This window comes from Ensifer sp. D2-11 (assembly GCF_054161295.1).
Map to the genome: position 1 here is coordinate 999,417 of NZ_CP096434.1, position 21,506 is coordinate 1,020,922.

The 21,506-nt window shown below is 63.4% G+C and carries 22 protein-coding genes; 5 read left to right on the forward strand and 17 right to left on the reverse strand.

The window, feature by feature from the left end; all coding sequences use genetic code 11:
- Positions 1-60: 60 nt before the first annotated feature.
- From M1D34_RS21705 to M1D34_RS21715, 3 genes are all read left to right on the forward strand, one after another.
- Positions 61-792: a TfuA-like protein gene (locus M1D34_RS21705; RefSeq protein WP_498781923.1), complete on the forward strand. Its 732-nt coding sequence runs from the start codon at positions 61-63 to the stop codon at positions 790-792.
- A gap of 111 nt (positions 793-903) precedes the next feature.
- Positions 904-1,494 (forward strand): ANTAR domain-containing response regulator, encoded by a 591-nt coding sequence (locus M1D34_RS21710; RefSeq protein ID WP_498781925.1) that lies wholly within the window; start codon positions 904-906, stop codon positions 1,492-1,494.
- 40 nt (positions 1,495-1,534) lie between these two features.
- Positions 1,535-2,845 carry a CmpA/NrtA family ABC transporter substrate-binding protein gene (locus tag M1D34_RS21715; protein ID WP_498781927.1) on the forward strand — a complete coding sequence of 437 codons (1,311 nt, stop codon included), beginning with the start codon at positions 1,535-1,537 and terminating at the stop codon, positions 2,843-2,845.
- Positions 2,846-2,901: 56 nt separating this feature from the next.
- Here the strand turns inward: M1D34_RS21715 and M1D34_RS21720 are convergent, their stop codons facing one another.
- From M1D34_RS21720 to M1D34_RS21770, 11 genes are all read right to left on the reverse strand, one after another.
- Complete coding sequence (locus M1D34_RS21720) at positions 2,902-4,179, reverse strand: L-fuconate dehydratase (RefSeq protein ID WP_498781929.1); 1,278 nt, start codon at positions 4,177-4,179, stop codon at positions 2,902-2,904.
- Between the two features lie 121 nt (positions 4,180-4,300).
- Positions 4,301-5,146 (reverse strand): fumarylacetoacetate hydrolase family protein, encoded by an 846-nt coding sequence (locus tag M1D34_RS21725; protein ID WP_498781931.1) that lies wholly within the window; start codon positions 5,144-5,146, stop codon positions 4,301-4,303.
- 22 nt (positions 5,147-5,168) lie between these two features.
- The gene (locus M1D34_RS21730) at positions 5,169-5,903 is read right to left on the reverse strand and encodes an SDR family oxidoreductase (RefSeq protein WP_498781933.1); all 735 of its coding nucleotides are present in this window, start codon (positions 5,901-5,903) and stop codon (positions 5,169-5,171) included.
- Positions 5,900-6,361, reverse strand: coding sequence for a MaoC/PaaZ C-terminal domain-containing protein (locus tag M1D34_RS21735; RefSeq protein ID WP_003534630.1), 462 nt, complete (start codon positions 6,359-6,361; stop codon positions 5,900-5,902). The genes M1D34_RS21730 and M1D34_RS21735 overlap by 4 nt, the downstream gene beginning before the upstream one ends.
- Before the next feature lies 1 nt (position 6,362).
- Positions 6,363-7,445, reverse strand: a complete 1,083-nt coding sequence (locus M1D34_RS21740) for a Gfo/Idh/MocA family protein (protein ID WP_498781935.1) — start codon at positions 7,443-7,445, stop codon at positions 6,363-6,365.
- Positions 7,438-7,767: an L-rhamnose mutarotase gene (locus M1D34_RS21745; RefSeq protein WP_498781937.1), complete on the reverse strand. Its 330-nt coding sequence runs from the start codon at positions 7,765-7,767 to the stop codon at positions 7,438-7,440. Before M1D34_RS21745 ends, M1D34_RS21740 begins: the two co-directional genes overlap by 8 nt.
- Positions 7,768-7,779: 12 nt before the next feature.
- A complete protein-coding gene (locus M1D34_RS21750; protein WP_498781939.1) occupies positions 7,780-8,892 on the reverse strand; it encodes a mandelate racemase/muconate lactonizing enzyme family protein in 1,113 nt (370 codons plus the stop codon).
- Between the two features lies 1 nt (position 8,893).
- On the reverse strand, positions 8,894-9,991 hold the full coding sequence (locus M1D34_RS21755; RefSeq protein WP_498781941.1) for an ABC transporter ATP-binding protein: 1,098 nt from the start codon (positions 9,989-9,991) through the stop codon (positions 8,894-8,896).
- Between the two features lie 6 nt (positions 9,992-9,997).
- The gene (locus tag M1D34_RS21760; protein WP_498781943.1) at positions 9,998-10,864 is read right to left on the reverse strand and encodes a carbohydrate ABC transporter permease; all 867 of its coding nucleotides are present in this window, start codon (positions 10,862-10,864) and stop codon (positions 9,998-10,000) included.
- The gene (locus M1D34_RS21765; protein ID WP_015008377.1) at positions 10,864-11,760 is read right to left on the reverse strand and encodes a carbohydrate ABC transporter permease; all 897 of its coding nucleotides are present in this window, start codon (positions 11,758-11,760) and stop codon (positions 10,864-10,866) included. Before M1D34_RS21765 ends, M1D34_RS21760 begins: the two co-directional genes overlap by 1 nt.
- 69 nt (positions 11,761-11,829) lie before the next feature.
- Positions 11,830-13,149 (reverse strand): ABC transporter substrate-binding protein, encoded by a 1,320-nt coding sequence (locus tag M1D34_RS21770; RefSeq protein WP_498781945.1) that lies wholly within the window; start codon positions 13,147-13,149, stop codon positions 11,830-11,832.
- A 167-nt stretch (positions 13,150-13,316) separates the two neighbouring features.
- On the opposite strand from M1D34_RS21770, the gene M1D34_RS21775 reads away from it, so the two are divergent.
- Complete coding sequence (locus tag M1D34_RS21775; protein WP_498781947.1) at positions 13,317-14,099, forward strand: IclR family transcriptional regulator; 783 nt, start codon at positions 13,317-13,319, stop codon at positions 14,097-14,099.
- Between the two features lie 46 nt (positions 14,100-14,145).
- Positions 14,146-14,982, forward strand: a complete 837-nt coding sequence (locus M1D34_RS21780; protein ID WP_498781949.1) for an amidohydrolase family protein — start codon at positions 14,146-14,148, stop codon at positions 14,980-14,982.
- A gap of 143 nt (positions 14,983-15,125) precedes the next feature.
- Here the strand turns inward: M1D34_RS21780 and M1D34_RS21785 are convergent, their stop codons facing one another.
- The 6 genes from M1D34_RS21785 to argH form a co-directional block, all read right to left on the reverse strand.
- Positions 15,126-16,004, reverse strand: coding sequence for a polysaccharide deacetylase family protein (locus M1D34_RS21785; protein ID WP_498781951.1), 879 nt, complete (start codon positions 16,002-16,004; stop codon positions 15,126-15,128).
- Between the two features lie 10 nt (positions 16,005-16,014).
- Positions 16,015-17,406, reverse strand: a complete 1,392-nt coding sequence (locus M1D34_RS21790) for an MmgE/PrpD family protein (RefSeq protein WP_498781953.1) — start codon at positions 17,404-17,406, stop codon at positions 16,015-16,017.
- Positions 17,407-17,491: 85 nt separating this feature from the next.
- Positions 17,492-18,322 (reverse strand): ABC transporter substrate-binding protein, encoded by an 831-nt coding sequence (locus M1D34_RS21795; protein WP_498781955.1) that lies wholly within the window; start codon positions 18,320-18,322, stop codon positions 17,492-17,494.
- A 62-nt stretch (positions 18,323-18,384) separates the two neighbouring features.
- Positions 18,385-19,155: an amino acid ABC transporter ATP-binding protein gene (locus M1D34_RS21800; protein ID WP_498781957.1), complete on the reverse strand. Its 771-nt coding sequence runs from the start codon at positions 19,153-19,155 to the stop codon at positions 18,385-18,387.
- A gap of 8 nt (positions 19,156-19,163) precedes the next feature.
- Positions 19,164-20,036, reverse strand: coding sequence for an amino acid ABC transporter permease (locus M1D34_RS21805; RefSeq protein ID WP_498781959.1), 873 nt, complete (start codon positions 20,034-20,036; stop codon positions 19,164-19,166).
- On the reverse strand, positions 20,033-21,499 hold the full coding sequence (argH, locus tag M1D34_RS21810) for an argininosuccinate lyase (protein ID WP_498781961.1): 1,467 nt from the start codon (positions 21,497-21,499) through the stop codon (positions 20,033-20,035). The genes M1D34_RS21805 and argH overlap by 4 nt, the downstream gene beginning before the upstream one ends.
- Between the last annotated feature and the right edge of the window lie 7 nt (positions 21,500-21,506).

Here is a 21,506-nt window from a genome sequence, read left to right on the forward strand (position 1 = left end):
CGTGACGACGATTGGCGGCGGACAGGCTGCCTCCGCCGTTCTCAAATCCACTGAGGCGGAATGAAAGTCGCATTCGTTGGCCCGACCGTTCCCGATGCAGTGCGGCTGGCCGGCGACACGCTCACGATCCACCCGCCTGCCAGGCAGGGCGATGTTCTCCGGGCGGTGCGCGACGGCGCTGCGGCGATCGGCCTGATCGACGGCAACTTCGAATATGTCGCCCCCGTCTGGCACAAGGAAATTCTCTTCGCCCTTTCGAAGGGCGTGGCCGTCTTCGGCGCAGCGAGCATGGGTGCTCTGCGCGCGGCCGAATGCGCAGATTTCGGAATGGCAGGCATCGGCGAGATCTTTCGCCAATATCTAATCGGCGAGGCCGAGGACGATTCCGACGTGGCACTGCTCCACGCTCCCGAGGAACTCGGCTACGCACCGCTGACCATTCCCCTCGTCAATGTCAGGGCCACCCTCCGCCGGCTCCTGGAACTGCGATCGTTGTCCGTCGGAGATGCCGCTTGCGTCGAGGAAGCCGTCTCCTCCTTGTTCTACAAGGAACGGACCTGGGGTGCGATCGCTGTGCGCGCCCGACTGATGACGAGCGGCGATGCGCTGATCGGGAAACTGCGGGCAGGCTATGTCGATCAGAAGCGGGCCGACGGCCTTGAACTTCTGGAAGCCCTGCGCAGCCACCCGGGAGAACGGCAGCATGTGAAATGCCAATGGACGTTCCAGGCGACCAGCCTCTGGGAGAGAGCACTTGAACCGTTGCCGTCTTCCACAGGTGAACTTGCCTGAATTTGCGCCAGGTCGGCAGCTATCAGCCTAATATTTAGTCATTACAGTATTCCGCAGAATATTTAGGCATATCTATATTGCGAAAATTGCTGCATCGCATCATGATACGGCATGACCCATCGCGACCTCACCATTCTCGTGATTGACGAGAACGCCATCCGCGCCTCGATCATCGAGGAAGGACTGCGCGAAGCAGGACACGGCAAGGTCACCGTGATCCACGAGGTTCACGGCGTCGCCCGGGTCATCGAGACGCTCCGGCCCGACGTGATCGTCATAGACATCGAAAACCCAAACCGGGACGTGATGGAGCATCTTTTCCAGCTGACCCGCACGGTGGGCCGGCCGATCGCCATGTTCGTGGACCGCTCCGACACGGCCTCTATCGAGGCGGCGGTCGAGGCAGGCGTCTCGGCCTACATCGTCGACGGCCTGAAGAAGGAGCGCGTCAAGCCGATCCTCGACATGGCTGTCAGCCGCTTCAAGGCCTTCAGCCGGCTTCAGCGCGAACTGGCGGAGGCCAAATCCGCGCTCGAGGAGCGCAAGCTCGTCGAGCGCGCCAAAGGTATTCTCATGAAAATGCGCGGTCTTTCCGAAGACGAGGCCTTCGCGCTGCTGCGCCAGACGGCGATGAACGAGAAGAAAAAGATTTCGGAGATCGCGCAAAGCGTCGTGACCGCCGCCGGATTGCTGATCCGGTGACAGGCCGCTCCTTTGCTGCGGCACCTCGGGAGACACCGGAGTGAACATATTGACGAACAAAAGTGAATTCAGCGGCGAGAAGCTCTCCGCCGGCCGCGCCCTGCCGGCGCCGGGAAGCATCCGGCACGACGGGTCGCGAACCGTCCGCGCCGGCTTCATTCCCCTCGTGGACGCTGCCGTGCTGATCGCCGCCGCCGAATTCGGCTTTGCGCAGCGCGAAGGCATCACCCTGGAACTCGTCAAGGACGTCTCCTGGGCGAATGTGCGCGACAGGCTTGCCTTTCGTCAGTTCGATGTGGCCCACATGCTTTCACCCATGCCGGTTGCCGCCATGCTCGGTCTCGGCTCCAATCCGTCGCCGACGATTGCGCCCTTTTCCCTGGGGCGCGGCGGCAACGCCATCACGCTCTCGACGCGGCTCTACGGGCTCATGCAGCAGGCAGGAGGGCTCGGCGCCGGCGAGGATGCGTTGAAGAATGCCAAGGCCCTGGCGGCGGTCATCCGCAGCGCGGGGGCAGCCGGCAAGCCCCTGCTGACGCTCGGCGTCACCTACCCCTTCTCGTCCCATAACTACGAGTTCCGCTACTGGCTCGCGGCCGGCGGAATCGATCCCGACCGCGACGTCAAGCTGGTTGTGGTGCCGCCGCCAATGACCTCCGACGCGCTGGCGGCGGGCGCGATCGACGGGTTTTGCGTCGGTGCGCCCTGGAATATGGTCGCATCCGAACGCGGCGTCGGCCGCATCGTCGCGACCAAGCAGGACATCTGGCCCTCGGCGCCGGAAAAGGTCATCGGCATGCGTCCCGAGTGGGCGGAGGCCAATAGGGATACGGTCTCGCGCCTGATCGTCGCGCTCGACCGCGCCGCCCGCTGGTCGGACGAACCGGCCAACCGCGGCCGCCTTGCGGAGGTCCTGGCAGAGGAGCGCCACGTGGCCGCGCCGGCCCACATCATCCGCCGGGTACTTGCGGGCGAATTCGCAATCGACCCGGAGGGAAACCGCCGCGTCGTCGAGAACTATCTCGTCTTCCACGCAGGCTTTGCCAACTTCCCGCGCCCCAGTCAGGCGCTCTGGACCTACAGTCAGATGGTGCGCTGGGGACAGACATTCTTGTCGGGGCAGGGAGTTGACGCGGCCATCTCCGCCTATCGTCCGGACCTCTATCGCGAGGCGCTCGGCAAGGATGCCTTGCCGGCCGACGCGGACGGCGGCAGGCTCGAAGGAGCAACGGACGGCGATCGCTTCATGGACGGCCACGTCTTCGATCCGGGCAGGATCGAGGACTATATCAAGTCCTTTCGGGCTCCTTCCGTCGTCAATTCTCGGATCGGTCGTCATCCTCGGGCTTGACCCAGGGCTTGACCCGAGAATCCACACGCGAGCCTCACAAAGACGGAGCGCTCACATCAGCCGTCAAACGTGTAGTCCTCGATCGATTGTTGCTTCATTTCGATCGAGAAGCCAGGCCGCTCGGGCGGCATGTAAGCGGCGTTGCGGATCACGCACGGATCCAGGAAATGTTCGTGCAGGTGGTCGACATATTCGATCACCCGCCCGTCCTTCGTGCCGGAAACGGCAACGTAATCGATCATCGAAAGGTGCTGCACATATTCGCAGAGGCCGACGCCGCCGGCGTGCGGCCAGACGGGCAATCCGTATTTGGCGGCGATCAGCAGCACCGCCAGCACCTCGTTCAGCCCGCCCATGCGGCAGGAATCGATCTGCACGATGTCGATCGCGCCCTCGGCGATGAACTGCTTGAACATGATGCGGTTCTGGCACATCTCGCCGGTCGCGACCTTGACCGGTCCGATCGCTTCGCGGATCTTTCGGTGCCCGGCGACATCGTCCGGGCTCGTCGGCTCCTCGATGAAGAAGGGCTTGGCAAAGGCGAGCTTTTGCACCCATTCGATCGCCTCGCCCACTTCCCAGACCTGGTTCGCGTCGATCATCAGGTACCTGTCGGGGCCGATCACTTCACGGGCGATCCTCAGCCGGCGGATATCGTCGTCGAGGTCACGGCCGACCTTCATCTTGATGTGATCGAAGCCTGCGTCGACGGCCTCCTGCGCAAGCCGCCGGAGCTTTTCGTCGTCATAGCCGAGCCACCCGGCAGAAGTCGTGTAGCAGGGGTAGCCCTCCTTCTCGAGCCTGGCAATGCGATCAGCCTTGCCGGGCTCGCCCCGCCGCAGGATCTCGACCGCCTCGTCGCGGGTAAGAACATCCGTCAAGTAGCGGTAGTCGACGATGTCGGCGATCTCTTCGGCCGACATGTCGGCGACGAGACGCCACACCGGCTTGCCGGCGTCCTTTGCGAGGACGTCCCAGACGGCGTTGACGATGGCGCCGGTCGCAAGATGGATCGCGCCCTTTTCCGGTCCGATCCAGCGCAGTTGGCTGTCGCTCGTCAGGTGCCGCCAGAAGCGGCCGGGTTGTTTCAGAATGCCGCTGATGTCCTGGCCGACGACGAGATGCCGCATGGCCTCGATCGCCATGCAGCATATGTCGTTGCCGCGCCCGATGGTGAAGGTGAGGCCGTGACCCGCCAGCCCGGGCCGATCCGTGTCGAGGATGACGTATGCCGCCGAATAGTCCGGATCCGGGTTCATGGCGTCCGAACCGTCGAGGCTCGCCGAAGTCGGAAAGCGAAGATCGAAGACGCGAAGGTCGGTGATGCGGGTCATGTTTGCTCCAATAAGCTGCAGCGCCGCGCGCCCTTTCGGACGCGCGAAGATCGCTGCGGCACTTTGATGCTGCCTGTTCTGTCCTTCAGTCGGATAGGACCGAAGGAAACATTCGATTAGCTCAGGCGTCGGCGCGAACGCTCTGCTTCTGGCTGCCGAGGCCCTCTATGCCGAGTTCGACGACGTCGCCGGCCTTCAAATAGCGCGGCGGCTTCATGCCCATGCCGACGCCCGGCGGCGTGCCCGTCGAGATGATATCACCGGGGCGCAGCGACATGAACTGCGAGAGATAGGAGACGAGATAGGCGGCGCCGTAGACCATCGTCTTGGTCGAGCCGTCCTGCATCGTCTCGCCGTTGACCTTCAGCCACATTGCGAGATCCTGCGGGTCCGCCACCTCGTCCTTGGTGACGAGCCATGGTCCGGTCGGCCCGAAGGTGTCGCAGGACTTGCCCTTCGTCCACTGACCGTGACGCTCCGTCTGGAAAGCGCGTTCGGAGACATCGTGGACCGTGCAATAGCCGGCGACGTAGTCGAGTGCGTCTGCCTCGCTCACATATTTCGCCGTCTTTCCGATAACGATGCCGAGTTCCACTTCCCAGTCGGTCTTTTCCGAACCACGCGGCAGGATCAGATCGTCGTTGGGCCCGACGATCGCGGAGGTCGCCTTCATGAAGATGATCGGCTCCGGCGGCACGGTCGCGCCCGTCTCGGCGGCGTGATCGGAATAGTTGAGGCCGATGCAGATGAACTTTCCCGTACCTGCGACGCAGGGACCAAGCCTCGGATTGCCGGACACGGCAGGCAGCGTCTCGACATCGAGCTTCGCGAGTTCGTCAAGCTTGCTGGGGTCGAGGGCCCCGGCGGCGAGATCGGACACGTGGCCGGAAAGATCGCGGATGATGCCGTCGGAACCGAGAAGACCCGGCTTTTCCTGGCCCGGTTCGCCATAACGAAGAAGTTTCATGTGCTTTTCCCTGATTGAGCGTTCAAATGGTCCAGCCGCCGTCGATTGCGTAGGCCTGGCCGGAGGTGTAGGTGGCGCCGGCGAGATAGACGGCAAGGTCGGCGATCTCTTCGGGCGTGCCAAGGCGGCCCATCGGCTGGCGGGAGATAAAGGCCGCACGCGCCGTTTCGTAGTCTCCCTGTGCCCGCATGCGGCTTTCGAGCGACGGACTTTCGACCGTTCCCGGGCAGATCGCATTGCAGCGAATACCGTCGCCCACATAATCCGCCGCAACGGCTTTCGTCAGCCCGATGACGGCTGCCTTGGTCACGCCATAGGCGAAGCGGTTCGGCACGCCTTTGATGCTGGAGGCCACCGAGGCCATATTGACGATCGACCCGTCCTTGCGTGCGATCATGCCGGGCAGCACCGCGCGGATGGTGCGGATCATCGACTTGACATTCAGATCGAAGGCGAAATCGAGGTCCTCGTCCTTCATCGTGAGCACCGAGCCTGCATGGACGAAACCGGCGCAGTTGAAGAGCACGTCCACGGCCCCGATCTCCGCGACCAGTGCTTCGACCGCAGCGGTGTCGAGGACGTCCAGCCGGTGGGTGCTGATGCCCGCCTCACCTTCGAGGCCGCCAACGGCGTCCGCGTTGATATCGGTCGCATGGACCTTGGCACCGGCCTTGGCGAAGGCAAGTGCGGTTGCGCGTCCTATGCCCTGCGCCGCAGCTGTAACGAGGACGACCTTTCCGGCAAGGTTCGCTGTCATTGGATGGTTCCCTCAGGTTTGCGTTCGACGATCAAAATGTGATCCGCGGCAAGAACGACCTCGCCGCGCTGGTTGATGACCTCGCACCGCTCGACGACCCGGCCGGCCCTCGGGCGCTTCGGATCGTCTTCCTTGGCGGCGATGGTGACGCGGGTGCGGATCGTATCGCCGATATGGACAGGGCGCACGAATCGCAGACGGTCGTAACCGTAAGAGAAGGCGACCGGGTTGATCAAGGAGGCGGTGAGCCCGACACCGATCGAGAAGATCATTGTGCCGTGGGCAATGCGCTGACCGCCGGGGAGCGTTTTGGCAAACTCCGCGTCCATGTGGTGCGGGAAGAAATCACCCGTATGCCCGGCATGGACCACGAAGTCCGTTTCCGTGATCGTGCGTCCGCTCGTCAGCCGCACATGGCCCTGTTCGTAGTCCTCGTAATAGATCGTCTGCTCGCTCATTTTACTTTTCCAATGGAAGCGCTGCGATCGGCGTTGCCGGGCGCGCGCTCGATTGATAGGCGGCCTCCACCAGGGCCATGGTCCGCCATGCGTCCTCGATCGACCCTATGAGTTCATCGTCCTCGCCGCAGGCATGGCGTTGCAGATTGGCCATCCGGTTGGCGAAGGCATCGGGGAACCATGAACCTTCAAGCGGCACCTGAATCCAGTCGGCACCCCCGGCTGGGCGAATCCACAGCTCGTCCGGCTCGCCGCGCGGGTAGTCGAGATTGACGCCGAGCTTGACATAGGCGGCACCCCTCGTCCCGCAGATGCGGAATTCACAGGCCTGGAACCTCCGCCCGAAATCGTGGTCGTGGTTGACGGAAAGCACGCAGCGCACGGCATCGCCGTAGTCGAGGATCGCGGCGGTGCGGGTCTGGGCCACATCGTGGTTTGGATGGCCGATGGTCTTGGCGTGAACACCCCGCGGATCGCCGAGGAGACTGCGCACGAGATCCAGGTAGTGGATGGAATGCATCGCGATCTCGATGCGCGGCAGCCCCTTCAGGAACGGCCAGAGGCCCCAGGGCGTGGCAAGCGCCAGCCAGGCGTCGAAATCGACCACCTCGCCGAGATAGCCCCTGGCGATCGCGTCCTTGAGCGCCAGCATCATCGGCGCGAAGCGGAGCTGAAAATTCACCGCCGCCCTGATGTTCCGCTCTCGGCAGATTTCAAGAATCCCGGTCGCCGCCGCAAGATCGCTGCCCATCGGCTTCTGGATCAGCGCAAAGGAGCCCTTCGGCAGTTTCGAGAGGATCGAGGCGTGCGCGGCCGGCGGCGTCGCGAGATCGAAGATCGCGTTCTCCGCCGAAAGAGCTTCCCCTTCGCTCGTAAACGCCCTGACATCCCACGCCCGCGCGAGCGCCGTCGCTTTCCCGGCGTCCGGATCGAAGATGCCGGCCACCGGGAAGCCTGCGTTCCTATAGGCCGGAAGATGGGCGTCGCCGACGATGCTGCCCGCACCGAAGATGACGATGGGGCGTGGCGCAACCGGCTTCGGCCACCATTGCCGCAGCGATGAGGGATCGAATGTCTCAGTCATGGTGGAAGACTTCCTCCATCAGCGCCCACCACTCGCCTTGCCTGCGGCTTTCGAGCGGCTTCTGGCAGGGCATGCACACCGACCACCATTCCTGGTTCTTCGGATGTGCCGCCATTTTCGCCATGTCGGCTTCGAAGTCCTCCCCGACATATTCCCAATAGCTGAAGAGAAGATTTTCCGGCTCCTTCAGGAAGATCGAATAATTGGTGATGTTGCACTCGCTGATCAGCGCGAGGATCTCCGGCCAGACGGCCGCATGCAGCCGCTTGTATTCAGCAATTTTCGAAGGCTCGAGCCCGATCACCATTCCCATTCTCTGCATGACCGTTCCCTTCTACCGGCGGAACTCGCGGGTGAACTCGGCGACCGAGCGCGCCTTTACCGCTTCCCAGTCCCAGGCGATGCCGATGCCGGGATCGGAGGGCGCGCTCGCCCTGCCCTCCCGGATCTCCATTCCCTTCTGCGTCAGATCATCGAGCTGCGGAATGTATTCGACATACTTCCCATTGGGCACCGCGCAAACGAGGCTCACATGCAGTTCCATCAGGAAATGCGGGCAGACGGGAATGTCGAAGGCTTCCGCCGCATGGGCCACTTTCAGCCAGGCGGTGATGCCGCCGATCCGCGCCACGTCCACCTGGACGATCGAGCAGGCGCCCTTCTGCATATATTCGCGGAAATGGCGGATCGAATAGATGGATTCGCCGACGGCGATCGGCGTCGGCGTCGACCGCGTTAGACGGATGTGGCCGTCGAGATCGTCCGCCGGCAACGGTTCCTCGATCCAGGCGAGATCGAGCTCGCGGAGCCGGGCGGCGCGGCGGATCGCCTCGTCGACGGTGAAGCCCTGATTGCAATCCGTCATGATTTCGAAGCCGTCGCCAAGGGCTGCGCGCATGGCTGAGAGCCTGTCGTAATCCTCCGCCCCGCTCGGCTTGCCGATCTTCACCTTCGATCCGGAGAAGCCCTTGGCCTTCGCCTGCAATGCGTCGTCTACGAGGGCCTGCTTTTCGATATGCAGCCAGCCGCCCTCGGTGGTGTAGAGCGGGCAGCTTTCCTTCGCCCCGCCGGCCAGTTTCCAGAGCGGCAGCTTCTGCTTCTTCGCCCGCAGGTCCCATAGCGCCGTATCCACGGCGGCGAGCGCCAAGGCCGTGATGGCGCCGATGGTCGTCGCATGCGTCGCAAACTCCATCTTGTGCCAAAGTGCCTCGATGCAATCCGCATCTTCCCCGAGCAGGATCGGAATCAGGTGATCGGAGAGCAGCCGCATGACGGAGGATCCGCCGGTGCCGATCGTGTAGCTGTAGCCCGTGCCGGTCGCGCCGTCGGCATCCGTGATCGTGACGATCGGCGTTTCCTGGCTCACGAAGCTCTGGATGGCATCGGTCCGCTTGACCTTCGGCGGAAGATCCACCATCCGCAGTTCTATTTTCCCGATCCTTGCCATGTCAGCCTGCCAAAGCCTTTCCGGTCTCGCCGTCGAAGAGATGCGCCCGGGACAGATCGAAGCTCATGGGCACTGCCTCGCCCGGGCGCAGCGGCCGAGGGTTGAGCATGCGCGAGACCCAATCCCGCCCGTTGAACTGGGTGAAAACCAGGGTTTCGTTGCCGAGCGGCTCGGTGATCGTGACCGGAAGCTCGATCTCGTGGACGGCGTCCGCGTCGCCGGCATGGAGGCCGTGCCCCGAAGGATAGACATCGTCCGGCCTGAGCCCGAAGGTCACTTTCTGGCCCTCGCGAACCAAGGAACGGAAGCGTGGCGGAAGCGGCAGGGTCGCGCCGCTTGCAAAGGCCAGCTTTCCGTCCGTCAGGACCGCCTCCTCCATGTTCATCGGCGGCGAGCCGATGAAGCCGGCGACGAACTTGGTCGCCGGGCGGCGGAAGACATCCTCCGGCGTGCCCACCTGCTCGATATGCCCGTCGCGCATGATGACGATGCGGTCGGAGAGCGTCATCGCCTCCACCTGGTCGTGGGTGACGTAGATCATCGTCGCCTGCATGCGCGCGTGCAGTTTCTTGATCTCGGTGCGCACCTGGGTCCTGAGCTTCGCATCGAGATTTGATAGAGGCTCATCGAAGAGAAAAACGTCCGGCTGCCGCACGATCGCGCGACCCATGGCGACGCGCTGGCGCTGGCCGCCCGACAGTTGCGAGGGGCGGCGTTCGAGAAGATGGCCGAGATCGAGGATCGCCGCTGCCTCGGCAACGCGCGTCTTGATCTCTTCCGCCGGACGCCCGGCGATTTTCAGCGAGAAGCCCATATTCTCGGAAACCGTCATATGCGGGTAGAGCGCATAGGACTGAAAGACCATCGAGATGTTGCGCGCCCGCGGCGGCAGGTCGTTGACCTTCCGCCCGCCGATCTCGATCGCGCCGCCGCTGACCTCCTCGAGCCCCGCGATCATGCGCAGCGTCGTCGACTTGCCGCAGCCCGAAGGTCCGACGAGCGCGATGAATTCGCGATCCTTCACTTCGAGATCGATGCCGTGCACGACTTCCAGAGCGCCGTAGCGCTTGACGAGCTTCTTAAGCGTAACGGGCGCCATGAACGATTATCCTTTCACCGCGCCGAAGGTCAGGCCCGAGACGAGGTGCTTCTGAATGATGAAGGTGAGGGTCAGCGCCGGAACGATCATGACGACCGCAAGCGCGCACATGCCGCGCCAGTCGATGGTGAATTCGGCGGTGTAGTCGAGGAGCCCCACGGGCAAGGTCTTGGAATTGACGGAGCGGGTAATCTGCGAAGCGAGCGCATATTCGTTCCAGGAGGTCAGGAAAGCGAAGATACCGGCCGACGCAATGCCCGGGCCGGCGAGCGGAAACTCCACCTGCCAGAAGGCTTGCCAGGGCGTGCAGCCGTCGATCTGCGCGGCTTCCGCGAGGTCTTTCGGCACCTGGCGGAAGAATCCATCGATCAGCCAGATCGTGAAGGGAACGTTGAGCGCGACATAGGTGAGGATGAGCGAGAAATGCGTATCGATGATGCCGGTTCGCGCATAGAGCATGAAGAGCGGCAGCGACAGCGCGATGCCCGGCACCGCGCGCGTCAGCATGAAGCCGAGGAAGATCGCCGACTTCGCCTTGAACCGGTAGCGCGCAAAGGCATAGCCGCCGGAAAGGCCGATCGCCAGCGCGATGACGGTGGAGGTGACCGATACGATCAGCGAGTTGCGGAAATAATCCCAGACCGGGACGCCGCCCTGGCCTGCGCCCGAGAACATCGCCCGGTAGGCGTCGAGCGAGAGCGTCTCCGGAATCCAGACCGGCGGCTTGGCCATGATCTCGACCGTCGGCCGTAGCGACGAAAGCACGATCCAGAGGCCCGGTAGGCAGATGACCAGCATGGCGAGAAAGAGCCCCACCAGGTGCGCGACCTTCAGCAACCGCCGCCTGAGGCGATGAGACGCGTTCGTATCCATTACCACTCGGCTCCAATCTGCTGGCGCGCCGCGGCGAGCTTGCGGAAGAAGTAGACGGTGAAGACGATCGACAGCAGGATGGCGACATAGGCCATCGCATTGGCCATCCCCATGCGGGCGTCGCCATAGGCGGTACGTCCGATAAGCGTCCAGAGCAGTTCGGTGCGCTTGGCCGGTCCGCCATCCGTCATGATCTTCACAATGTCGTAGGCGCGCGCGACGTCGAGCGAGCGGATCGTCATCGCGATGAAGGCGAAGGGCATCAGATAGGGCCAGGTGACGTAGCGGAAGGTCTGCCACGGGGTGCAGCCGTCGACATGGGCCGCTTCGACCGGATCCTTGGGCATGGCAAGCAGCCCGGCGAGAATGAGGATCGCAAAAACCGCGGTCGACGACCAGACCTCGGCGACGATGATCGAGAAGAGCGCGAGATTGCCGTCGATCAGCCAGGGGATGGCACGGTCGGTGAGGCCCAGCGACTGCAGCGCGTTGTTGACGAAGCCGATATTGTCGTTGAACAGGAACTTGAACTGGAAGCCCACCAGCACGGGCGAGAACATCATCGGAAACATCATCGCGGTCCGCAGCGCCCGCTGGCCGTAAGTCGCCTTGTTGACGAGCAGCGCCAGGCCAAGACCCAAGAACATCTCGGCGTTGAGCGCGACGGTGAGCAGGAGCACCGTCCGGCCGAATGCCACCCAGAATTCGGCATTGGTGAGGACGTTCACATAGTTCCGGAAACCGATGAAGACCCAAAGCGAGTCCGGCTTCGTCAGACGGAACGGCGTGAAACTCGAATAAAGCGAGAAGATGAGCGGCAGCACGATGAAGACTGCCAGGACGATGAAGGCCGGAAGCAGCAGAAGCGTGGGTGCTGACAGTTTCGAGAGCTTCATCGGAGATCCTGGGAAGAGTTCACATGCGCGGCGGCGCCGAAACGGTCCGGCGCCGCCTTTCAATCGGGATCAGAGCTTGCCGGCGTCTTCGAGGATGCCGGTCGCCTTTTCGGCGGCGGCGTCGAGCGCTTCCTTCGACGTCTTGTCGCCGAGGATCGCCGCCTGCAGCTCCGGATAGACCGCGTTGGAGATCTCGATCCACTCAGCCGTCTGCGGCACCGGGAAGGCATGCTTTGCTGCTTCCTGGAAGGCCTGCAGGACCTCGGTCTTGTAGGCGTCGCCTTCAGCGGCCTTGATGTTGAAGTCCCAGACGGCGCTTCGCGTCGGCAGCGGGCCGGCGGCGGATTCGAGCTTCTGGCTGTCCTCGTTGGTCAGCCACCAGACGAGCGAGGCGGCTGCCTCCTTGTCGGCGCAAGATTCGGTCACCGAGAAGCCGTGATGCCCGGACCAGCCGGTGCGCTTGCCGGAGGAGCCGGCCGGCTGAACCTTGACTCCGACATTGCCGGCGACCTTCGACGATTTCGGATCATTGAAGAAGGATGCCCAGCCGGGCCAGTCGAGATTGACCGCGATCGAGCCCGAGGCGAAGCCCTGTCCGAGATCGTCCCAGAGATAGTTGGTGGTGCCCGGCGGTACCGCCTTGTCCTTGTAGAGCTTGACGAACCATTCGAGGGCGCGCACGCCCGCTTCCGAATTGAAGGCCGGGCGGCCGTCCTTGTCGAGATATTCACCACCCTCGGCGACCAGCATTTCGTAGAAGCGGCCGTTGATCGCTTCCTCCTTGCCGGCGAACTGGGTGCCGTAGAAATTCGGTGGAGCGGCGAAGAATTCCGCCTGGTCGCTCACCTGAGCCCAGGTGTCCGGCGGCGCGAGGTCATAGCCGTATTTGGCGTTAAATTCGGTCTTCTTCGCCTCGTCCTGATAGAGGCTCTTCTGGAAATACAGGGCGGAGACGTCGAACTGCGCACGCGGCAGCATGACGAGCTTGCCGTCGAGCGTCGAGGCGTCGATCACCGCCGGCACGAATTTGGCCACTTCCTCGGAAGGGATGAGCCCGAAAAGGTCGGCATAGATGTCCGGATATTGCGGCGCGAAGGACGAATGATTCGAACCGACGCACCAGGTGAGGCCGCCGGTGGCGATGTCGGACTTGATCTCCTTGTCCAGTTCGAAGTGGTTCTTCTTCGACAGGATATTGACCTTGGCGCCGGTCGCCTTCTCCCATTCACCAATGCGCTCGTAGAGCTTTTCGTACTGCTGTCCACCGATCAGCTTGGCGTCGATGGTCACGCCCTCGAACTTGCCGGGCAGGTCCGCGGACTTGGCCGCCCCCATTGCGCAAGCAAGCATGATCACTCCGGCCGATACGCCGGAAAGCAGCCTGTTCATTGTATTTCCTCCGCTGAACACGCCCTTCTCCAGGAGCATGAGTCCTCATCCGTGAGAAACTAATTTATATACAAACGATAAATTTATGGATGGTCAAGAGCTATTCCCTTCCGCCTTGCGCCTTTCATGCGTATATGGGGAGGAATATTCATCTGGGAGAGACGCGGATGGACAATGATGAGTCCGACAAGTATCGCGCGCCGGCACTCGACAAGGGCCTGGACATACTGGAGCTGCTTGCCAGCGTCGACGGCGGCCTCACGCAGGCGGAGATTTCGAAGAGGCTGAACCGCAGTCCGAACGAATTCTACCGCATGCTCGACCGTCTCGTGCGCCGCGGCTACGTGACCCGTATCGACGGCGATCTCTATTCGCTGACTCTGAAGCTCTTCGGATTGGCGCAGTTGCACGCGCCCGTGCGCCGGCTCGCTTCCTTCGCGACGCCGCTGATGCGTGAGCTCGCCCAGCGGTCGAAGCAGGCCAACCAACTTGCCGTATTCGACCGCGGCTCCGCCGTCGTGATCGCCCAGCAGGAGGCGCCGGATTATTGGGGTATTTCGATCCGGGTGGGCTCGCATATCAGCCTGTTCGACACCGGATCGGGCCACGTGCTGCTTGCATTCCGTTCGCCGGAGGAACGGGAAATGATGATCTCCGAACATGTGCGCAGCAGGGACGAGATCAATCTCACCCCGGAATTCTACGCCCGTCTCGACCAGATCCGCGAGCGCGGGTACGAGATGATGGCAAGTGCCCAGACCGCCGGTGTCTACAACCTCTCGGCCCCGATCCTGGGGCCCGACGGGCGCAGCATCGCAGCGCTCACCTGCCCCTATATCTCCCTGGTCAACAATCCTTCGGCCCCTGACATCACCGAGACCATATCGCTGCTGCTCAAGACCGCATCGCAGCTTTCGGCGCTCGCCGGTGCCGATGTCGCGCAGGGCTGATCCGCGCCGAAAAGACTTCTTGTTTGAACGAAGAGGAGGAGCAGCCTTGATCATTGACACGCATCTGCATTTGATCGACAAATCCGCGCTCAACTATCCGTGGCTCGCCGGCGTTCCCGCGCTCGATCGCGATTTTCTCTATGCCACCTATGCGGCGGAGGCAAAGCGCGTCGGCATCGCCGCCTCGCTGCATATGGAAGTGGACGTCGACCCGGCTGAAATCGAACTCGAAACGCGCGAGGTCGCGCGTCTTGCGGGTGGGCCCGGAAGCCTCCTCAAAGGCGCGATCGCGGCTTGCCGCCCGGAAGAGGAAGGCTTCGCCGCCTATCTCGAGCGGCAGGAGGCGAACGCCTTCGTCAAGGGTTTCAGGCGGGTGCTGCACGTGGTTGCCGACGACCTCTCGGAGCAGCCTCTCTTCCGCGAAAACGTCAAGCGGCTCTCGGGCACCCGCTTCACCTTCGATCTTTGCGTTTTGCCGCATCAGATTCCGAAGGCGATTGCGCTCGCCGACCTCGCGCCCGACGTTCGGTTCATTCTCGATCACTGCGGCGTTCCCGACATAAAGGGTCACGCGGAGCACCCCTGGCGCGACCATATGACCGAGATCGCCCGCCGCCCGAATGTCGTCGCCAAAATCTCCGGCGTGGTCGCCTATGCGGAGGAAGACTGGGCGCTCGACTCCATCCGCCCCTATGTCGAGCACACGATCTCGGTTTTCGGATGGGACCGGGTCGTCTGGGGCAGCGACTGGCCGGTCTGCACCCTCGGCGGCAACCTCTCGACCTGGGTCGCGGCCACCCAGGCCCTCATCGAAGGCTGCAGTCCCCAAGAACGGACGAAGCTGCTCTCCGGCAATGCGCGACGGATCTGGAATCTGGTCTGACGATTCTCCCCCTCATCCCTGTGCTCGTCACAGGGATCCAGCAGCGACGCGTCTGCGGCGCAGAAGAGTCTATTCAGCCCAAGGACTTGGCCTGGCTGGATTCCTGTGACAAGCACAGGAATGAGGGTGTGCGGGAAGCGCCGTCATGATGCGCCGCGTTGCCGTTCCAGCGTCTCGAAATGGCCGGCGATCTCCTTGCCGGTTGCGATCCACACGTCGCCTTTTGCCTGAACATGGCGCAGGAAGTCGCGAAGGAGGTGCCAGCGCATCGGACGGCCGGACACTTGCGGGTGCAGGACGAGCGTCGTGACGCCGCCCCAGGCATGGGTGGCCTCGAATTCGTCGATCCACAGCGCGAGGACGGCTTCGCGGCCGAAGAGCGGCCGCGCGCTCGAGCGGCTGGACATGCCGAAATTCCAGTCGTCGAATGCGAAATTGACCGGAATCTCCACCGGGCCCGGCACGCGGTCCGCCGACGCGTGCCGGTAGGGCAGGATGTCGTCGCGAAACGAGCTGGAATAGCGGATGCCCGATTTGGCAAGATAAGCGATGAGCTCGGGAAAGTTCTCTCCCGAGGGCGCGCGGTAGCCGACGGGACGGATTCCGAATGCCCGCTGCAGCGCCTCGAAGCCGCGGTCGATCTCCTCGAATGTCTCCTCCAGCCGGTCGCGATCCGGCATCTTGTGAAGATAGCCATGGTGGCCGATCTCGTGTCCGGCCGCGACAATCTTCTCGCAGGCCGCGGGATGAGCGAGCGCCGTCCATCCGGGCGTGAAGAATGTCGCCTTCATCGCCAGTTCCGCCATCAGTTCGACGACCCTGGCGATGCCGACGCGCGCATCGTAGCCGCCATGGGAGGTGGTCACCATCCGGTCCACATTCGAAGGGTTGTTGCCGATCCATGCGGTTTCGGCGTCCACGTCGAAGCCGATGAAGACGGCGCTCTTCGCGCCGTTCGGCCAGGTCATCGCCGGCGTTTGGGGCGCCGGATTGAGCGGACGCGGCGTCAGGTCGTAGGTCATGGCGAAATCCTCAGCAAAAGACGGACCGCTTGTCGCCGTCGCCGGCGAGCAGGGACTCCAGAGCGCGGCAATCCTCGAGGTGTTCGAGCTCGGCGAGCATCCGCCAGACCCGGTCCGCCTGCTCCGTTTCGATGCTCATCGCGGCGAGCTCTTCGAACTTGGTGCGGACGGCGGCGGAACGCATCGGCCTTTCGGCGGAGCCGGTCGCGCGGGGCACCATGCGCGACAGGCGGACGCCGTCCTTGAAAAGAAGCGTGACGACCGGCTCGTCGAGCGGCTGCATCCCATCGTCTACCGTCAGCAGCATGCGGTCCATGACGGCCCGCAGGCGGGGATCGGCGCGCCGGTCGGCGGCATAGGCCTGGAGCCCGGCCGTCAGGAACACGCAGCGTGCCGCAAGCGCATAGGGCAGGCTCATCTGCGTGGGCGCCATGGCGCCGCTCTCCCGGGCGCCGCACATGCCCATCAGCATGGCGCTCAACCGCAACTCGATCCTGTCGATCTCAGCTGCATCGCGGCCCGTTTCCGAAAGCAGGTCGTCCAGCGCATCGATCGCCGAATGGGCGCCCCGGCAGGAGGCGTAAGGCTTGAGGACCGCGCGTCTCACCTTCCAGTCTTCGCCGAGTCTTTCGCATAGCTTCTGCGGCTCGCAGACATCCTTGTTGAACGTCCGGAAAAAGCCGCCCCAGACGTCGTCGAAGACTTTGGAGGGGCCGGCAAGGCCCTCCCCTGCCAACCGCGCCGCGAGCAGCCCGCCTTCGGCCGCGCGGCCGGCATGGATCTTCTTCGCCTGCGATCCGTCGTGAATGAAGGCCCAGAGACCGGAGGAGAAGCTGGTGGCGAGCGTGATCGCATCGCGCGTGGCAAGATCGTCGAAACAGGAAAGCCTGGCAACGGCCGCCGCAGCCGCAAGCGTGCCGCAGGTGCCCGTGGAATGCCAGCCGAGCCCGTTGTGCTTGTCGTATCCGCCCGCCGCTTCGAGGACACGCCGCCCGGTCTCGTAGCCCGCAGCCACGCTGGCGATGAGCTCCCTGCCCGTCACCGGCTGCTTCGCTTCGGCAACCGCAGCCAGAACGGCGGGAATGACGACGGCGCCCGAATGGTCGCAGCCGCCGGAATCGTCGAGTTCGAAAGCATGGGCCGCCACCCCGTTTATGAGCGCGGCCTCACGCGCAGCTGCGCGGTCGCCGGTGCCCCAGATCAGCGCGCTGCCGGGCGCGCCGGCGGACCGGCGGGCGATGCGGGCTTCCGCCGAACGGGCCCCTGCCAGGGCCGCGCCGATCGTGTCGGCGATGTGGACTTTCGTCTTTTCGACGACATCGCCGGGAAGCGCTTGGAAGCTGAGCGCTGAAAGAAAGGATGCCAGCCTGTCGACCGGCGCGTCGGCAGCAACGCGGGGCATGGAACTGCTCATGGTTTGTCGAGAATCGGTCGGCGACGGCGCATATTGCGGCCCGGCCTCTTCGGCGGGGCCGCAGCGCGGCGAATTACTTCACCGCTTCGCCATTGACGTAAATGCCATCGAGCAAGGTGCCCTCGAGGCCGTATTTGGCGAAAATCGCCTTGTATTCTCCTGATTCCATCAGGGCCTTCAGCGCTGCGGCATAGGCGTCGCGCAGTTCCGTGTCCTTCTTGGCGAAACCGATGCCCTGATAGACTACGGTGAAGGGCTCGCCCACGACGGCGTAGGTGTCCTTCTCGAGATCCATCAGATAGGGCAGGGTTTCGGAACCCTGGACCGCAGCGTCGAGCCGGCCTTGCTTCAGCTGGGCGCGGGCATCGGCGGAGCCTTCCGTGCCGACGACCTTGATGGCCGGCAGCCCCTTGGCTTCGCAATTGGCAGCACTCCATTTCGCCGTCTCGTCCGGGAAGGAGGTGCGGCGGCTCATGCCGACGGTCTTGCCGCAAAAATCGGTCAGCGTCTTGAACTCGTCCTTGCGGGCAAAGGACGTGTAGAACTGCGCGCCGGATTTCATGTAATCGATGAAGTCGAGCGTCTCGCGCCGCTTCGGAAGATCGCTCATGCCGCTATGGATAAGGTCCACGCGGCCGGTCTGAAGCGACGAGATCATCTGCTCGAAGCCGATATTCGACCACTCGACCGTGGTGCCGAGCTCCTTGGCAAGCGCAACGCCGAGATCGATGTCGACACCCTTAAGTTCGTTGGTCGCCGGATCGACATATTCCATCGGCGGATAGTTCGGCTGGTTGGCGACGACGACCTTGCCGGCCGACTTCACCCGCTCGGGCAAGCCGGCGGCATTGGCGGAGGTTGCGGCGAGGCATGCGACCGTGAGCGCTGCGATGTGCTTGTTCATGTGGTTCCCCATTTTGTCCTGGTTCTAGCCGGCGGCGTCGTCTGCCGCCGTCATGCTGTTCCTCAGCTGTGAACGGCTTTGATGAACTCCGCCGTTCGGGCACTTTTCGGGGTGCTGAGAACCTCCGATGCCAAGCCTGTTTCGACCACCTTGCCGGTCTCCATGAAGGTTACGGTATTCGCCACATTGCGGGCGAAGCCGAGCTCATGGGTGACGACGATCATCGTCATGCCGGAAGCGGCAAGGTCCCGCATCACGTCGAGCACTTCCGACACCAGTTCCGGGTCGAGCGCCGATGTGGGTTCGTCGAAGAGAATGAGATCCGGCCGCATGCCCATGGCCCGGGCGATCGCGACGCGCTGCTGCTGGCCCCCGGAAAGTTCCGAAGGGTAATGGTTCGCCTTGTCCGCGAGCCCCACCCGCTCCAGCAATGCCGAGGCCCTGTCGCGCGCTTCCTTCACCGGCTCGCCGAGGACCTGCACCGGACCCTCGATGATGTTTTCCAGCGCGGTCTTGTGCGGGAACAGGTTGAAACGCTGGAAAACCATGCCGATCCGCCGCCGCTGGCGCGAGATCTCCGCATCGCTGATCTCGTGGAGATTGTTGCCGTCGCGGCGGTAGCCGATCAGTTCGTCCTTGACCCAGATCGCTCCACCGTCCATCCGCTCCAGAAGGTTGATGCAGCGCAGAAGCGTGCTCTTGCCCGAGCCGGAGGGACCGATGATGCAGCTCACCTCTCCGCGAGCGACCTCCATGCTGACCTTGTCGAGAGCGCGGAACGTGCCGTAGTTCTTCGTGACGTCGATAGCCTTGACGAGAATATCCTGGTTCATGACCGACCTCACATGGACGAGCGGATCGATTTCGAACCGCGGCCGAAATAGCGCTCGATATAGTGCTGCCCTATCGAGAGCACGGAGACGACGAGCAGGTACCAGAAGCTCGCGACCAGCAGCAGCTCGAGTACGCGGGTATTGGCGAAATAGATGATCTGCGCGTTGTGGAGGATCTCGGAATACTGGATGACGCTGGCGAGCGACGTCAGCTTCACCATGCCGATCACCTCGTTGCCGACCGGCGGCACCATGACGCGCATCGCCTGCGGCAGGACGACACGGCGCAGCATCATCATCTGCGTCATGCCGATCGTGCGCGCAGCCTCGTACTGGCCGCTGTCGACGGACAGAAGCCCGCTTCGCACCACCTCCGAAGTATAGGCGCCCTGGGATATTCCGAGCCCGAGTACGGCCGCGACGAAGGGCGTCATGACGTCGACCGTCCTGAACTCGAACAGTCCCGGAATGCCGAGCGTCGGGAAGATGAGGGCCAGGTTGAACCACAGCATCAACTGCAGCAGCGCCGGGGCGCCGCGAAAGACCCAGATATAGCCGATTGCGATCGACGACAGCACCGGATTGCCTGATATCCGCATGATGGCGATGACGACGCCGAGGACGATGCCGAGCCCCATGGCGGCAACGGTCATAAGCAGGGTGTTGTAGAGGCCGGCGAGGATGGCGGGCGCGAAGAGAAAATCGCGGACATAGCTCCATTCGATCTGCCCGACGCTGAAGGCCCGCACCAGGCCCGCAAACAGCAGGAGCACGACGCCCGCCGCGATCATTCGTCCGATATGGCGCTTCGGCACCAGTTTCAGGTGCGCGATCTCGTATTTGGAATCCGAAGGCTGAGTTGCGAAGCTTGCCACATTCATCGGCGTCGCGCCTCCTCTGCGCCGTTCTTCGCTCCCGCAAAGGCCGCGCCGCCGATCGGGCCGCCGGCGAAGGCGCGGCATTCGGCGAGCGCCGTTTCGAAGCGGGCGATCTGCTCGCGAACCTTCTCCGGCGCCGTTGCACCGTAGCCGTTTCTGCTGGCAAGCGCCTTTTCGAGGGCGAGTGCCGCGAGCATCTCCGGCTGAAGCCGCGGATCGATCCCCGGCAGGTCCTCCGCCGTCAGACCGGCAAAATCGTGTCCGCGCTCTTCGCAATAGCGCACCACTGCGCCGGTGATCTCGTGCGCTTCGGCGAAGGGCACGTCCCGGCCAACCAGCCAGTCGGCCACTTCGGTCGCAAGCGTGAAGCCCTTCGGCGCTTCCTCGCGCAGCTTATCCACGTCGAATTCCAGCGTTCCCACCATGCCGGCAAAGGCGGGCAGGACCAGTTCGAGAACGTCGATCGTCTCGAAAAGGCTGCGTTTGTCCTCGGCGAGGTCGCGATTATAGGCGAGCGGCATCGCCTTCATGGTCGCGAGGAAGCCGGCGATGTTGCCGATCAGCGTGCCCGACATGCCGCGCGTCAGCTCGGCGACGTCGGGGTTCTTCTTCTGCGGCATGATCGAGGAGCCGGTGGAATAGGAATCATGTAGCCGCACCCAGCTGAACTGCTTGGAGCTCCAAAGGCAGATTTCCTCCGCAAGCCGCGAAAGATCCACCGCCACCAGCGAGCAGATGAAGAGGAATTCGGCGACGTGATCGCGCGCGGCGACGGCATCGATGGAGTTCTCGCAAGCGGCCGAATAGCCGAGATCGATGGCTGAGAGGTCGGGGCGGCGCGCAATGCCGGATCCGGCGAGCGCGGCTGCACCCAGAGGCGAGCGATCGAAGCGGCGATCCCAATCGGCAAAACGCTGCAGGTCGCGCAGCAGTGACTGCGCGTGCGCCATCAGGTGATGGCCGAGCACGACCGGCTGGGCCGGCTGAAGATGGGTAAAGCCGGGCATCACGGTCTCCGTATGCCGAGATGCCTGCTCGGTCAGGGCTTCTTCGATGGCGATCACGCCCCGGGAAAGCTCCCGCGCCATGCGCCGCAGATAGAGGCGCGTATTGTTTGCCGTCTGGTCGTTGCGCGACCGCCCGGCGCGAAGCTTGCCGCCAAGCGTGCCGAGGCGCGCCGTCAAAAGACGTTCGAGAAAGGTATGCAGATCCTCGTCAGCCGCAATCGGCTCCTCTCGGCCGGCACCGACATCGGCTTCGATGCCTTCCAGCGCCGCGCGTATCGCGGAGAATTCACTCTCGTCCAGGACGCCAGCCCGCTTCAACTCGGAAGCATGGGCGCGCGAACCTGCAATATCTTCCCTGTAAAGTCGAAAGTAAGATCGCGGCGCGCGTGACAGGTTTGCAAGCGCTTCGGACGGTCCGGACTTGAAACGTCCACCCCAAAGCTGAGTGGGCTCAGTCATTTTCGTT